At 62.0% G+C, this 14,896-nt stretch carries 15 protein-coding genes; 11 read left to right on the top strand and 4 right to left on the bottom strand.

From position 1 onward, the window contains the following. Positions 1 to 17 precede the first annotated feature (17 nt). From cysM to QWI18_RS09175, 5 genes are all read left to right on the top strand, one after another. Entirely contained in the window at positions 18 to 920 is a 903-nt protein-coding gene (cysM, locus tag QWI18_RS09195; protein WP_192133866.1) for a cysteine synthase CysM, read from the top strand. Next, complete coding sequence (gene rlmD, locus QWI18_RS09190; protein WP_369318677.1) at positions 920 to 2,275, top strand: 23S rRNA (uracil(1939)-C(5))-methyltransferase RlmD; 1,356 nt, start codon at positions 920 to 922, stop codon at positions 2,273 to 2,275. Before cysM ends, rlmD begins: the two co-directional genes overlap by 1 nt. 156 nt (positions 2,276 to 2,431) lie before the next feature. Then, a complete protein-coding gene (relA, locus tag QWI18_RS09185) occupies positions 2,432 to 4,675 on the top strand; it encodes a GTP diphosphokinase (protein WP_065992867.1) in 2,244 nt (747 codons plus the stop codon). A 105-nt stretch (positions 4,676 to 4,780) separates the two neighbouring features. Beyond that, a complete protein-coding gene (gene mazG, locus QWI18_RS09180) occupies positions 4,781 to 5,614 on the top strand; it encodes a nucleoside triphosphate pyrophosphohydrolase (RefSeq protein ID WP_369318676.1) in 834 nt (277 codons plus the stop codon). A 26-nt stretch (positions 5,615 to 5,640) separates the two neighbouring features. After that, positions 5,641 to 6,183, top strand: coding sequence for a DUF2058 domain-containing protein (locus QWI18_RS09175; protein ID WP_065992872.1), 543 nt, complete (start codon positions 5,641 to 5,643; stop codon positions 6,181 to 6,183). 73 nt (positions 6,184 to 6,256) lie between these two features. On the opposite strand, the gene QWI18_RS09170 is transcribed toward QWI18_RS09175, so the two are convergent. From QWI18_RS09170 to purM, 4 genes are all read right to left on the bottom strand, one after another. Then, positions 6,257 to 6,445, bottom strand: coding sequence for a hypothetical protein (locus QWI18_RS09170; RefSeq protein WP_065992874.1), 189 nt, complete (start codon positions 6,443 to 6,445; stop codon positions 6,257 to 6,259). Positions 6,446 to 6,738: 293 nt separating this feature from the next. Beyond that, on the bottom strand, positions 6,739 to 7,455 hold the full coding sequence (locus QWI18_RS09165; RefSeq protein WP_065992876.1) for a DUF3108 domain-containing protein: 717 nt from the start codon (positions 7,453 to 7,455) through the stop codon (positions 6,739 to 6,741). 8 nt (positions 7,456 to 7,463) lie between these two features. Further along, a complete protein-coding gene (gene purN, locus QWI18_RS09160; RefSeq protein WP_369318704.1) occupies positions 7,464 to 8,114 on the bottom strand; it encodes a phosphoribosylglycinamide formyltransferase in 651 nt (216 codons plus the stop codon). 8 nt (positions 8,115 to 8,122) lie between these two features. After that, the gene (gene purM / locus QWI18_RS09155) at positions 8,123 to 9,181 is read right to left on the bottom strand and encodes a phosphoribosylformylglycinamidine cyclo-ligase (protein WP_192133858.1); all 1,059 of its coding nucleotides are present in this window, start codon (positions 9,179 to 9,181) and stop codon (positions 8,123 to 8,125) included. Positions 9,182 to 9,515: 334 nt separating this feature from the next. Between purM and QWI18_RS09150 the strand changes: the two genes are divergently transcribed. The 6 genes from QWI18_RS09150 to QWI18_RS09125 all read left to right on the top strand — a co-directional run bounded on the left by QWI18_RS09150 (position 9,516) and on the right by QWI18_RS09125 (position 14,812). Next, entirely contained in the window at positions 9,516 to 10,589 is a 1,074-nt protein-coding gene (locus tag QWI18_RS09150) for a DUF2066 domain-containing protein (protein ID WP_369318703.1), read from the top strand. A gap of 54 nt (positions 10,590 to 10,643) precedes the next feature. Then, positions 10,644 to 11,717, top strand: coding sequence for an AI-2E family transporter (locus QWI18_RS09145; protein ID WP_065992883.1), 1,074 nt, complete (start codon positions 10,644 to 10,646; stop codon positions 11,715 to 11,717). 216 nt (positions 11,718 to 11,933) lie between these two features. Continuing rightward, complete coding sequence (gene hda / locus QWI18_RS09140) at positions 11,934 to 12,638, top strand: DnaA regulatory inactivator Hda (RefSeq protein WP_037011979.1); 705 nt, start codon at positions 11,934 to 11,936, stop codon at positions 12,636 to 12,638. 8 nt (positions 12,639 to 12,646) lie between these two features. After that, positions 12,647 to 13,420: an NAD-dependent deacylase gene (locus QWI18_RS09135; protein WP_369318702.1), complete on the top strand. Its 774-nt coding sequence runs from the start codon at positions 12,647 to 12,649 to the stop codon at positions 13,418 to 13,420. A 66-nt stretch (positions 13,421 to 13,486) separates the two neighbouring features. Beyond that, positions 13,487 to 14,188: a C40 family peptidase gene (locus QWI18_RS09130; protein ID WP_369318675.1), complete on the top strand. Its 702-nt coding sequence runs from the start codon at positions 13,487 to 13,489 to the stop codon at positions 14,186 to 14,188. 87 nt (positions 14,189 to 14,275) lie between these two features. Further along, complete coding sequence (locus QWI18_RS09125) at positions 14,276 to 14,812, top strand: C40 family peptidase (protein ID WP_065992892.1); 537 nt, start codon at positions 14,276 to 14,278, stop codon at positions 14,810 to 14,812. Positions 14,813 to 14,896: the final 84 nt, after the last annotated feature.

The following is a 14,896-nucleotide window of genomic DNA, read 5'->3' as shown; positions in this document are numbered from 1 at the left end:
TGGATCGCGAACACGCCATGACCCTGCAGTATCAAACCATCGCCGATTGCGTCGGCAACACCCCGCTGGTGCGTCTGCAACGCATGGCCGGGAACACCAGCAACACGTTGCTGCTCAAGCTCGAAGGCAATAACCCGGCCGGTTCCGTGAAGGACCGCCCGGCGCTGTCGATGATTACCCGCGCCGAACTGCGCGGGCAGATCCACCCCGGCGACACCCTGATCGAAGCCACCTCCGGCAACACCGGCATCGCCCTGGCCATGGCCGCGGCGATCAAGGGCTACCGCATGATTCTCATCATGCCCGACAATTCCAGCGCCGAGCGCAAGGCCGCCATGACCGCTTATGGCGCCGAGCTGATTCTGGTCAGCAAGGAAGAGGGCATGGAAGGCGCCCGTGACATGGCCGAGCGCATGCAGGCCGAAGGCCACGGCAAAGTGCTCGACCAGTTCGCCAACGGCGACAATCCCCAGGCGCACTACGTCGGCACCGGCCCGGAAATCTGGCGGCAGACCGGCGGCACCGTCACCCATTTCATCAGCTCCATGGGCACCACCGGCACCATCATGGGCACCTCGCGCTTCCTCAAGGAACAGAACCCGGACATCCAGATCGTCGGCCTCCAGCCTATGGATGGCGCGTCGATTCCGGGCATTCGCCGCTGGCCTCAGCAATACCTGCCGAGTATTTATCAGGCCGACCGCGTTGATCGGATTCTGGACATGGGCCAAGCCGAAGCCGAGGACGTGATGCGTCGTCTGGCGCGGGAAGAAGGTATTTTCTGCGGCGTGTCGTCGGGCGGCTCCGTCGCCGGGATGCTGCGGCTGTCGCAGGAAGTCGAAAACGCGGTGATGGTCGCGATCATTTGTGACCGCGGCGACCGTTACCTGTCGACCGGCGTCTACGATGCGCCCAACTGATGGCCAAGCGTGATGCAGGCCTGCGTTTCCAGCCCAGCGGCGGCACCCGGGCCCCGCAGGTCCCCACCGGTAAAAAACAACGCCTGACCATCGAGCGGCTGGCCAACGACGGTCGCGGCATCGCTTTCGTCGACGGCCGCACCTGGTTTGTCATGGGCAGTCTGGCCGGCGAAGAGGTCGAGGCCCGCGTGCTCAATGTCCACGGCAAAGTGGTCGAAGCCCGCACCGAGCGCGTGTTCCAGGCCAGTCCTGTGCGCCGGCCAGCCGCGTGCCCGCATTTTGGCCGTTGCGGCGGCTGCAGCACCCAGCACATGCCCCACGCCGAACAGCTCGCCCTGAAACAGAGCATGCTTGCCGAGCAATTGAGCCGCATCGCCGGGGTCGAGCCGCAGGAATGGGCCGCGCCCCTGACCGGCGATGAATACGCCTACCGCCGCCGCGCCCGCGTTGCCGTGCGCTGGGACGTCCGCGCCAAACGCCTGGACGTCGGATTCCGCGCCGCCGCGAGTCAGGACATCATCGCCATCGAACAATGCCCGGTGCTGGTACAGGCCTTGCAACCGATCATGACAGCGTTGGCGCCCATGCTCCGCCGTCTGAGCAAACCTCAGGCGCTGGGGCATGTCGAGCTGTTCAGCGGTTGGGCCAATGCCGTGCTGCTGCGGCACACTGCGCCGTTGCCTGAGAGCGATCTCACAATCCTCAAGGCATTTTGCGACACCCATGACGCGCAGCTGTGGTTGCACGGCGAAGGCGAACCACAGCCGGTCGACCCTTACGCGCAACTGGGCTACCGCCTGGAACCGTGGAATCTGTCCCTGGCCTATCGCCCTGGCGACTTCGTGCAGGTCAATGCTCAGGTCAACACCGCGATGATCGAACAGGCGCTGGCCTGGCTCGCGCCGGACAAGGACGAACGAGTGCTGGACTTGTTCTGCGGGCTTGGTAACTTCGCCCTACCGCTTGCGCAAATGACGCGCGACGTGGTGGCCGTGGAGGGCGTCGAGGCCATGGTTCAGCGGGCGACGGCCAATGCCGCCGGCAACGGTTTAAGCAACGTGACGTTTTATCAGGCCGATCTGTCGCACCCACTGGACAAGGCGGCCTGGGTGGCGGAAGGTTTCGCCGCAGTGCTGCTCGATCCGCCGCGTGACGGGGCGTTCGAAGCAGTGGGCAAGCTCAAGTCGCTGGGCGCTCAACGCGTCCTTTATGTGTCGTGCAACCCGGCCACGCTGGCGCGCGACACGGTTGAATTGATCAAGCAGGGCTACCGTTTAAAACGTGCCGGAATCCTCGATATGTTCCCGCAGACAGCGCATGTCGAGGCGATGGCGTTATTTGAAGCGAGCAAGTGAGGCGGCGGCTCAGGAAATGCCGATGCCTTACACGGAGTCTCGTTTAATCCGACTGGCCCGCGCGTACACGACCTTGCATGGCCCGCAAGGCGCACGCGCTCAAGAAGGCCGGCGACTGATGGCGCATTTCATCGCGCCGTAGGGAAGGTAAGCAACATGGTACAGGTGAGACCCCACCAGCCGATCAACACAGACGGCAGTATCAACCTCGACGCGTGGCTGGATCACGTGGTCAGCGTCGACCTCGCAGTGGACCGACAGGCCCTTAAAGAGGCCTGTGAATTTGCCCGGCACGCCGAGCAACAGGACAACGCCGCCAAGAACCTCTGGGCGGAGGGCACGTCGAGTTTTCAGACGGGCCTGGAAATCGCTGAAATCCTGGCCGACCTCAAGCTCGACCAGGACTCACTCGTCGCCGCCGTGATTTACCGCGGCGTGCGCGAAGGCAAGATCTCGCTGCCCGACGTCAACCAGCGCTTCGGCCCCACCGTCACCAAGCTCATCGACGGCGTGCTGCGCATGGCGGCCATCAGCGCCAGTCTCAGCCCGCGTCAATCGCTGGTGCTCGGCACCCAGGCCCAAGTCGAAAACCTGCGCAAGATGCTGGTGGCCATGGTCGACGACGTGCGCGTCGCGCTGATCAAGCTGGCCGAACGCACCTGCGCCATCCGTGCGGTGAAGAACACCGACGATGAAAAGCGCAACCGCGTCGCCCGGGAAGTCTTCGACATCTACGCACCCCTGGCCCACCGGCTGGGCATCGGTCACATCAAATGGGAGCTGGAGGACCTGTCCTTCCGTTACCTGGAGCCCGAGCAGTACAAGCAGATCGCCAAACTGCTGCACGAACGCCGCCTTGATCGCGAGCGCTTCATCACCGACGTCATGTCGCAGCTTGAGAACGAGCTGCTGGCCACCGGCGTCAAGGCCGACATCAGCGGCCGGGCCAAGCACATCTACTCGATCTGGCGAAAAATGCAGCGCAAAGGTCTGGAGTTCAGCCAGATTTACGACGTGCGTGCCGTTCGCGTGCTGGTGCCGGAGATGCGCGATTGCTACACCGCCCTCGGCATCGTCCACACCCTGTGGCGGCACATTCCCAAGGAATTCGACGACTACATCGCCAACCCCAAGGAAAACGGCTATCGCTCCCTGCACACGGCGGTGATCGGTCCGGAAGGCAAGGTGCTGGAAGTGCAGATCCGCACCCACGCCATGCACGAAGAAGCCGAGCTGGGGGTCTGCGCGCACTGGAAGTACAAGGGCACCGATGTCAAATCCGGTTCCAATCACTACGAAGAGAAAATCTCCTGGCTGCGTCAGGTCCTCGAGTGGCATGAGGAGCTGGGTGATATCGGCGGGCTGGCGGAACAGCTGCGCGTCGACATCGAGCCCGACCGCGTCTATGTGTTCACCCCGGACGGTCACGCGATCGACCTGCCCAAGGGCGCGACGCCGCTGGACTTCGCCTACCGCGTGCACACCGAAATCGGCCACAACTGCCGTGGCGCCAAGATCAACGGCCGCATCGTCCCGCTCAACTACAGCCTGCAGACCGGCGAGCAGGTCGAGATCATCACCAGCAAGCACGGCACGCCGAGCCGCGACTGGCTGAACTCGAACCTGGGTTACATCACCACGTCCCGGGCGAGGGCGAAGATCGTGCACTGGTTCAAGCTGCAGGCGCGCGACCAGAACGTCGCCGCCGGCAAGGTGCTGCTGGAGCGCGAACTGGCGCGTCTGGCGCTGCCTCAGGTGGACTTCGACAAGCTGGCCGAGAAGGCCAACATGAAGATCGCCGACGACATGTTCGCCGCCCTCGGTGCCGGCGACCTGCGCATTGCTCAGTTGGTCAATCTGGCTCAGCAACTGGTCGAGCCGGAACGCGGCAACGAGCAGCTGGAGCTGATTCCACGCAAGGCCACGGGCTACAAACCGGGCAAGCGCGGGGACATTCAGATCCAGGGCGTCGGCAACCTGATGACCCAGATGGCCGGCTGCTGCCAGCCGCTGCCGGGCGACGCCATCGTCGGTTACATCACCCAGGGCCGCGGCGTGAGCATTCACCGTCAGGACTGCGCCTCGGTGCTGCAACTGGGGGGGCGTGAACCCGAGCGGATCATTCAGGTCAGCTGGGGCCCGGTGCCGGTGCTCACCTACCCGGTGGACATCATCATCCGAGCCTACGACCGGTCGGGCCTGCTGCGCGACGTTTCGCAGATCCTGCTCAACGAGCGCATCAACGTCCTGGCGGTCAACACCCGCTCGAACAAGGAAGACAACACCGCGCTGATGTCGCTGACCATCGAGATCCCGGGCCTGGACGCGCTGGGCCGGCTGCTGGGGCGCATCTCGCAACTGCCGAACATCATCGAAACGCGGCGAAACAGAACGCCGTGAGGCGTAGCTGCAAGCTACAAGCGGCAAGCCACAAGCTGCAAGCTGTACGCGCACGGCTTGAAGCTTGTGGCGTGCCGCTTGAAGCTGTGACCAAAGGGATCCCTCATGTATAGCCTCCAAGACCTGCTCACGCTCATGGCCCGTCTGCGCGATCCCCAATTCGGTTGCCCGTGGGACGTGAAGCAGAATTACGCAAGCATCGTGCCGCACACCCTCGAAGAAGCCTACGAAGTGGCCGACGCCATTGAGCGCGGCGATTTCGATGACCTGCGCGGTGAGCTGGGCGATCTGCTGTTTCAAGTGGTGTATTACTGCCAACTGGCGCGGGAAGAAGGGCGCTTCGAGTTCGATGGCGTGGTGGACGGTATCACCCGCAAACTGATTCGCCGTCATCCCCACGTGTTCCCGACCGGCGATCTGTACGCGCCGCTGGAAACCCCGCGTCTCAGCGAAGACCAGGTCAAGCACCGCTGGGAACAGATCAAAGCCGAGGAACGCGCCGAGAAGGCCAGTGCACCCGAGCAGCTGTCCCTGCTGGACGATGTGCCGGGCGTATTGCCGGCGCTGTCGCGGGCGGCGAAGCTGCAGAAGCGCGCGTCCCAGGTCGGGTTCGATTGGCCGGACGCCTTGCCGGTGGTCGATAACGTCCGTGAGGAGCTCGACGAAGTCCTCGAAGCCATGGCTGACAGCGACAGCGCGGGGATCACCGAAGAAGTCGGCGATCTGCTGTTTGCCGCCGTCAATCTGGCCCGCCACCTCAAGGTTGATCCGGAAAATGCCCTGCGCGCCGCCAATGCCAAATTCGAGCGGCGCTTCAGATTTATCGAACAGGCCTTGCGCGACACCCGGCGCCCCATCGAAGATTGCAGCCTCGAAGAGATGGATGCGCTCTGGGGCGAAGCCAAGCGTCAGGAAAAGATCACGCCCAACTGCGGTTGAGTTGACTATTTAGAGAGAGAAGACAGATGGCGGGTATTTCCCTTCGTGACCAGTTGCTGAAAGCCGGACTGGTCAATGAAAAACAGGCGAAGCAGGCCAGCAAGAGCAAGCAGAAGGAGCAACGTCTGGTGCACAAGGGCCAGGCGGTGGCGGACGACACCAGCCAGCGCGCTGCCCAGGAAGCGATGGCCGAGAAAGCCAAACGTGACCAGGAATTGAATCGTCAGCAGCAGGAAAAAATCGAGCAGAAAGCCCGTGCCGCACAGGTCAAGCAACTGATCGAAGCCACGCGCCTGCCGAAGCTGACCACCGAGGACTACTACAACTTCGTCGATGACAAGAAGGTCAAGCGCCTGTCCGTCAACGCCCTGATGCGCAGCAAACTGAGCAACGGCTCGCTGGCCATTGTGCACCACGGCGGCAGCTACGAGGTGATCCCCCGCGAAGCCGCCCTCAAGGTGCAGGAGCGCGATCCGCGCCGTATCGTCATGCTCAGCGCGCCGACCGAAGAGCCGGATGGCGACGATCCGTACGCTGCGTATAAGATCCCGGATGACCTGATGTGGTAAGCGCCCGTCGCTCACTCAGCTAAAACAACAAAACCCGCCACGTGGCGGGTTTTGTTTTGCTGCGATTCCGAAATTACGAATGACTGGCCTCAAGCTTTGCTTCTTGCTCGGCAAGCTCTGCTGCGTAACGCTGTGCGTCCGATTCGTAATGAAACATCCCTACCAGCTGGTCTTGTTGGCGTACATCCCAGATCTGGATGCCATCGGCGATGCTTTCGTGGGAGATGTGGGCGTCGTCGCGTTCAGTAACAGTTACGGTCATAGTGCAAACTCCTGACTTTTGGAAATCTGCGGCAGGACGTCGCAGGCCTTCTTTATAGTTTTCGGCGGCCGACCAAGTAAACGCGCGCATCCGGCAACAGTTATTTACCAAATCCGTAACAGTGCGCTAAATGCTTGTATTTGAAGGGTGTGCGGCGTTTTGTCACACCCGGTTGAAGGCCATGAAGAATGTTTCATGTAGGCCTGAATCACTGATCGACGCCAAAAAAAAACCCGCCATGAAGGCGGGGTTTTCGTATTGCGCTCGATGTAGGCGTGAATCAGCTGGCTGAATTAACTGCCCTTGACCGACTTACCGTTCACCGTGCCGTCCTGCAGCATGATGTTGTATTCCTTGCCGTCGGTTTCAACCTGTTGCAGGCGAACCAGCAGGTAGTCGTAGTCCTTGGCGAACCACATCACGGTGATGCGCTTGTTCTGCGTCGGGTCACGCACGCGTTCGACCTTGATGGCGTCGACCGAACCGACTTTGGTCTCGACCTTTTCAGTGCCGAGCACGCGGAAGTCATAGGTGTCGATTTCGTCACCATCGACGACCTGGTACGACATGCTCTTTTTGCCCGCCGCTACGTCATGCTGCAGCGCGAGCTGGTAGGTGGACTTGTCGAGGACCCCGGCATTCAGCGGGATTTTCACCGCGTCGCCACGGTCCGAACCGGTGATGAATTTGGTGGGCCAGTCGAATACCAGATCGACCGTTTTGCTCTTGCCCAGGCCGCCACGTTCGAAGTGGTAGGTCTGCGGCAGCAGTTGATCCTTGTCGACTTTGATCGTGCTGACTTCGGTCAGGCTGGCGATCATCATCGATGCCTTGAAATTCAGGGTCCAGGTGCCGTTGGCGTTCTTCTCGAGGCTGCGGGTGGCGCTGCCACCGCTCATGGGCAGCTGTTTCCAGTCAGCGGTGTAGCTGGCGGAAAAAGGTTGAAGGTCTGCCGCGTTGACTGCGGGAAGTGCGAACAGAGCGAAAGCGAAGAGCAAAGCGCGACGCATAATATCTCCTAAGGTCGGATCAAGTGGCCGCTGGGCCCTAAGGGCTGGCCGTCCAGTGAGGCGCCGTGTTCGTCGAGGGTCAATCGTCCTTCGGCGAACCAGCGAATGGCCAGGGGATAAATCAAGTGTTCCTGGGCGTGTACCCTCTGTGCCAGCGTGGCGGGCGTGTCGTGCAACTCTACAGAAACAACTGCCTGTACGACCAGAGGCCCCCCATCGAGTTCCTCGGTGACAAAGTGCACGCTGCAGCCATGGTCGGCATCGCCGGCCTCCAGCACCCGTTGATGGGTGTGCAGGCCTTTATACCGCGGAAGCAGGGAAGGGTGAATGTTCAGCAGGCGGCCATGGTAGTGGCGGACGAACCCGGGCGTGAGGATGCGCATGAATCCGGCGAGCACCACCAGCGACGGCTGAAACGAATCGATGGCCTCGATCAGCGCCGCATCGAAGGCCTCGCGACCTTCGTAGCCGGTGTGATCGAGCACGCGGGTGTCGATTCCCGCACGGGCGGCCCGCTCAAGCCCGAAGGCATCGGCGCGGTTGGAAATCACCGCACGGATGCGCGCAGGGCTCGCGCTGTCCTGAAAGCTGTCGATCATTGCCTGCAGGTTACCGCCAGTGCCGGACAGCAGCACCACCACATCACAGGGTTGGGGCATGTCAGGCATTAATGAGCCTTGACGTTCTTCAGCTCGACTTGTGCAGCGCCTTCGGCAGCGGTGCCGATCTGGCCGATGACCCACGGCTGCTCACCGGCTTCACGCAGGGCATTCAGCGAGACTTCGACGTGTTCCTGGGCCACGCAGATGACCATGCCGACGCCGCAGTTCAGCACGCGGTGCATTTCATGCTCATCGACGTTGCCTTTTTCCTGCAGCCAGTCGAAGACCGCCGGACGGGTCCAGCTGGCCACGTCGACGATGGCCTGAGCGCCTTCTGGCAGCACGCGCGGGATGTTGTCCAGCAGGCCGCCGCCGGTGATGTGGGCCATGGCTTTCACCGCGCCGGTGTCTTTGATCAGCTTGAGCAGCTGCTTGACGTAAATGCGGGTTGGCGCCATCAGCAGGTCGGTGAGCGGCTTGCCGTCGAGCTGGATGGTGTCGATGTCGGCACCCGACACGTCGATGATCTTGCGGATCAGCGAGTAGCCGTTGGAGTGCGGACCGGAAGACGGCAGGGCGATCAGTGCGTCGCCGGCGGCCACCTTCGAGCCGTCGATGATGTCAGCTTTCTCCACGACACCGACGCAGAAGCCAGCCAGGTCGTAGTCTTCGCCTTCGTACATGCCGGGCATTTCAGCGGTCTCGCCGCCGACCAGCGAGCAGCCAGCCAGTTCGCAGCCCGCGCCGATGCCGGTCACCACTTGAGCCGCGGTGTCGACGTTGAGTTTGCCGGTGGCGTAGTAGTCGAGGAAGAACAGCGGTTCAGCGCCGCAGACCACCAGATCGTTGACGCACATGGCGACCAGGTCAATGCCGATGGTGTCGTGTTTGTTCAGATTCAGTGCCAGGCGCAGCTTGGTGCCGACACCGTCGGTGCCGCTCACCAGAACAGGCTGCTTGTAGCCGGCCGGGATTTCGCACAGAGCGCCGAAGCCCCCGAGCCCGCCCATCACTTCCGGGCGCTTGGTGCGCTTGGCGACGCTCTTGATGCGTTCGACCAGCGCTTCACCGGCGTCGATGTCAACACCGGCGTCTTTGTAGCTCAGGGAGGGTTGCTTGCTCATGATCCAGGCCTTTAAGGGGGGGGATTCGGGGTAACGACCGAGTGGCAACGACGCGGGGGCCGTGTCATCGCCGGTCTGCGAAGGCGCGCGATTTTATCAGGGTTGGGCGCAAGCGGCCATCCTTGGGCCGACGGGCAGGACAATGGTGAAGAAAAAATAACCCGGTTTATCCCGCCGCACCCGTTCGTCGACAGAGGGATCCGGTGTAACGTTGGCGCCTGAGTGAGCGATTCGGGCGCGTCTGCGGTCAGAGTCGGGTCATTCGTCTTTATGCAGCTATTTATAGCGTTGCCTTTTTACCCAGCGGGAATCTTTCATGCGTCCACCTTCATTCATGCGCCTAAAAAACTGCCTGTTCGCAGGGTGCCTCTCATTGATGAGTCTGCCGGCGCTCGCCGAGACGGTGAACACTCTTTATCAGGTGCGCGAGCCCGTCAGCGGCCAGACCCCTGACGAGAAAACCCGCGCCACCCAGGCCGCGCTGGAAACCCTGGTCATCCGCTTGACCGGCGACCCCAAGGCCGTGCAGAACGGCGGCCTTGCCGACGTGCGCAAGGACCCTCAACAAATCATCAGCCAGTATGGTTATGACGCCGGCCCGCCGGAAACCCTCCAGGTCGACTTCGACCCGTCGAGCACCGAGCGCGTGCTGCGGCAGGCCGGGCTGTCGTTGTGGGGCTCCAACCGTCCGGTGATCATGGCCTGGTGGCTGAACGACGCGACTGACGGCGCCAACCTGGTCGGCGACGGCCAATCCTCCGCCGAGCCTTTGCGCCGCGCGGCTCAGCACCGCGGTCTGCCGCTGCGTCTGCCACTGGCGGACCTGGGCGAGCAGGGTATCGGCAACGCCAAGACCCTCGACGGCAACAACGTCGGCCCGCTCAAGGAGGCTTCCGAGCGCTACGGTTCGGATGCGATTCTGGCGGTTCACGCGCAGGAAAACGGTGGCCAGTGGCAGGGCAAATGGCACCTGTGGCTGGGCGACAAGATGGAGCAGGGCAGTGCCAGCGGCGCCAACTCGGCGGAACTGGCCGACGCGGTGCTGTTGGCGGTGAGTCAGCGCCTGGCGCCACGCTTTGTGGTCAAACCGGGCGCTTCGACGGGCATGGTGCTGGACGTACAGGGCATGAATCTTGAGCGTTACGCGCAGCTGTTGCACCTGCTCGAACCCTTCGGAGGCCGTCTGAAATCAGCCGAGGGTGACCGTATCGCTTTCGATGTCAGCGGCAGCCCCGATCAGTTGCGTTCCCAGTTGGCGCTGGCGAAACTGCAGGAAGTGCCGGTCGGTGAAATCGCCAGTGCGCCGGACAGTTCTGCGGCCAATCCCGCGCCGGTTTCCGCGGACGGCACGCCAGCGGCACCGCAGCCGCCCGCTGTTTCCGACAGCGCATTGCACTTCCGTTGGTGAACAGGTTCATAACGACGTTGCACGAAGCACATCATCCTGGGGAAAGAGGCAGTAATGACTGATACGCGTCGTTGGTTCTGGCTGGGCGGGGTTGTCCTGGTCTGTTTGTTCGTCTGGCTGCTGCATTCGATTCTGACCCCGTTCCTGGTGGCGCTGCTGCTGGCGTACATGGGCGATCCGCTGGCAGACCGGCTGGAAAAACTGAAGCTGTCGCGCACCATGAGTGTGGTGACGGTGTTTCTGTTGTTCACCCTGATCTTCATGGGCCTGCTGTTGGTGCTGGTGCCGATGCTGGCCAAGCAGCTTTATCGCCTGTACGAACTGGCGCCGCAGATTCTCGACTGGCTGCAGCACACCGCGATGCCGTGGGCGCAGGCCAAACTGGGGCTGGCAGAAGGGTTCTGGAAGTTCGACAAGGTCAAGGCGGCGATCTCGGAGCACATGGGTCAGACTGGCGACATCGTCGGCATCGTCCTGTCCCAGGCCACCACCTCGACCCTGGCGCTCATCGGCTGGCTGACCAATCTGGTGCTGATCCCGGTGGTCTGTTTCTACCTGCTGCGTGACTGGGACGTGATGATGGCGAAGGTGCGCAGCCTGCTGCCGCGTCACCGCGAGAAGAAAATCGTCGCACTGGCGGATGAATGCCATGAAGTCTTGGGTGCGTTCATCCGTGGCCAGTTGCTGGTGATGGTCGCGCTGGGCGTGATTTACGCCGCCGGCCTGATGCTGGTCGGGCTGGAGCTGGGGCTGTTGATTGGTGTCATTGCCGGTCTGGCGGCCATCGTGCCGTACATGGGCTTCGTCATCGGCATTGGCTCGGCGATTCTGGCCGGTTTCTTCCAGTTCGGCGGCGACCTGTACCCGATGCTGGGCATCGTCGCGGTGTTCATGGTCGGTCAGGCGCTGGAAGGCATGGTGCTGACGCCGCTGCTGGTGGGTGACCGCATCGGCCTGCACCCGGTGGCGGTGATCTTCGCGATTCTGGCGGGCGGCGAGCTGTTCGGATTCACCGGTATCCTGCTGGCGTTGCCGGTGGCGGCGGTGATCATGGTCCTGGTACGCCATGTTCATGACCTGTACAAGGATTCGGACATCTACGGCGGTCTGGATGACCTGGATCTCTGATTCCTGCCGATCAGGATTCGTGAAGGCGCGCGGTGTTCACCGCGCGTCTCTTTCCTCCACGGGATTTTCCCGTAATCCCCTGTCATACCAGTGACCTGCGCAAGCCTTTGATTTTGCTGGCGGTCTGCCGCATTGTGCGGCCAGCCCTGCGGGTATAGACTTTGCACACTTTTCACAGAGGCCCCTTGGCGGTTCGTCACGAACCGTTCAGCCAGCATGAAACCAGTTCAGCTGCCCCTGAGTGTGCGTCTGCGTGATGACGCCACCTTCATCAATTACTATCCAGGCGCCAATGCCGCTGCACTCGGCTATGTCGAGCGGCTGTGCGAAGCCGAGGCCGGCTGGACAGAAAGCCTCATCTACCTGTGGGGCAAGAACGGGGTAGGGCGCACGCATCTGTTGCAGGCTGCCTGCCTGCGCTTCGAACAGATGGGCGAGCCGGCGGTTTACCTGCCGATGGCCGAACTTCTCGATCAAGGTGTCGGCCTGTTCGATCATCTGGAGCAGTACGAGCTGGTGTGCCTCGACGACCTGCAAGCGGTGGTCGGCAAACCCGAGTGGGAAGAAGCGTTGTTCCACCTGTTCAACCGCCTGCGCGACAGCGGCCGACGCTTGCTCATCGCCGCTTCATGCTCGCCCCGGGAGCTGCCGGTCAAACTGGCGGACTTGAAATCCCGGCTGACCATGGCGCTGGTGTTCCAGATGCGCCTCTTGTCCGACGAAGAAAAACTCCGCGCTCTGCAACTGCGCGCGTCCCGTCGGGGCCTGCACCTCACCGATGAGGTAGGGCATTTCATCCTCACCCGCGGCAAGCGCAGCATGAGCGCGCTGTTCGACTTGCTTGAGCAACTCGATCAGGCATCGCTGCAGGCCCAGCGCAAGCTGACCATTCCCTTCTTGAAAGAAACCCTCGGTTGGTAAGCGAGTCTGTGGTCGATCCGGCCCTGGTCCTGCAAACCGCAGCAGCCTTGCGCCACGCCTCGCGGATTTTGATCATTACCGGTGCCGGCCTGTCGGCGGATTCAGGGCTGCCGACCTATCGCGGCGTCGGCGGTCTGTACAACGGCGAGACCGACGACGGCCTGCCCATCGAAATGGCCTTGTCCGGCCCGATGTTGCGGCGTGATCCGGCGCTGTGCTGGAAGTACATCGCACAATTGAGCAGCGCTTGCCTGGGCGGACGTCCCAATGCGGCGCACTACGCCATCGCTGAATTGCAGCGGCGCAAGCCGGAGTGCTGGGTATTGACGCAAAACGTCGACGGCTATCACAGGGCGGCGGGCAGTCCGCCAGAGCGGTTGATCGAGATCCACGGACAGCTGGCGCCGCTGTACTGTCAATCTTGTGGCGCCGTAGATCCGCAGTTAAGCGAGCACCTTAGTCGACCACTGCCACCGCTGTGCCCCCGCTGTAGTGGCGTTTTGAGGCCATCGGTGGTGTTGTTTCAGGAGATGTTGCCGGAGTTGGCATTGAATGTGCTTCAGGAGGAGATGGCAAAAGGTTTTGACGCTGTGCTCAGCATCGGAACCACTGCCAGCTTCCCGTACATTCATGAGCCCATGCTGCGCGCTCGGGTGACGGGCGGCTTTACTGCCGAGATAAACCCTTCGCCGACCGATCATTCCGCGCACATGGATGTGTTTCTGAGGTGTAGAGCCTTAGAAGTGATGGACGACATCGTAAGTCACATTTGTTTCGATTGAATTTGCAAATGGGTACGATTGAAGGCATAGTCTCGGCTTCTTTACACTTCAGCCACGGTCGTGCACATGCTAAACCGCTTCGCACCCCTCGTGCCTCTCGCACTCGTCACGCTGTTGTTCGGCTGCGCGGCCCAGATGCCGACGTCGCAACAACAGTCGCAAAACCCCCAGTTCCGGGACTCTGCCACCGCTCAATCCGCCAGCAAGCGTGCTGATTACGCATCCTCCGTACTGGATGACGAAGTCGCTACCGAAGATGAACTCGCTCAATTTGCCGACAACAAGCCTTACCGCCTGCCGGTTCTGGCTGACAGCATCCTCGAACGCGGCAAATCCTTGATAGGCACTCGCTATCGCTTCGGCGGTACGTCGACCACCTCCGGTTTCGATTGCAGCGGTTTCATCGGTTATCTGTTCCGTGAAGAGGCGGGCATGAGCCTGCCGCGTTCTTCCCGCGAAATGATCAATATCGATGCCCCCCTCATCAAGCGCAATGACCTCAAGCCAGGCGATCTGCTGTTCTTCAGCACCGCCGGCCGCGGCCGTGTCAGCCATGCCGGCATCTATCTGGGCGATGATCAGTTCATCCACTCCAGCAGTCGTCGCAGTGGCGGAGTCCGTGTCGACAGCCTCGACGATGCCTATTGGGCCAAGACATTCATCGAAGCCAAACGCGCGCTGGCAATGGCACCTGTAACGGCATCGTCAACGGTACCTGCAACTTCCACCGCGATGACCTCGACTACAATCAAGCGCCAGCACCGTTAATTCCGGGCGCGCAAAGGGCCTGACCCTCTTGCGTGCAATCCCGGCTCTCGGCAAAGTAAGCTGCACCCCGCACAGGTTGTCGTGTTTATGTCGTTAACGGTTCGCCTGATCGTCGCCTCCCTGGCTGTGCTGCTGGCCGCATGTTCCAGCACGCCACCGCCCGCTCCACGCAAGGTCGTCTACCGGCCTGTGGTGTCCGCTCCTCCCCAGTTTTCTTCACCGCTCGCCGACGACGTCCTGTTGCGCGCGATCGGCCTTGTCGGCACGCCCTATCGCTGGGGCGGCAACACGCCTGATTCGGGTTTCGATTGCAGTGGCCTGATCGGCTACGTCTACCACGACGCCGCGGGCATCACCCTGCCTCGGTCGACGCGGGAAATGATCACCCTGCGCGGGCCTGACATCGATCGCAGTCAGTTGCAGACCGGTGATCTGGTGTTCTTCGCCACCAGTGGCGGCTCCCACGTCAGTCACGCCGGCATCTACGTCGGGGAAGGGCGGTTCGTCCACGCGCCGGCCACTGGCGGCACGGTCAAACTCGACAGTCTCGACAAGCCGTATTGGCAAAAGGCCTGGCTGAATGCCAAGCGCGTCATCCAGCCATCGAACCTGGCCAGGCAATAGCGACTTCCTGAGCACTGTGCTCATCCGCTGTTGCTGGGTGAGCACGTATGCCTTTCAGGGTGAAATCCCGTTTAGCCGGAGGCG

It is taken from the genome of Pseudomonas sp. W2Oct36, assembly GCF_041060465.1.
GTDB classification, from domain to species: Bacteria; Pseudomonadota; Gammaproteobacteria; order Pseudomonadales; family Pseudomonadaceae; genus Aquipseudomonas; species Aquipseudomonas graminis_B.
Note: the sequence above shows the minus strand (reverse complement) of the source record. Positions and strands in the feature narration are given on the sequence as shown.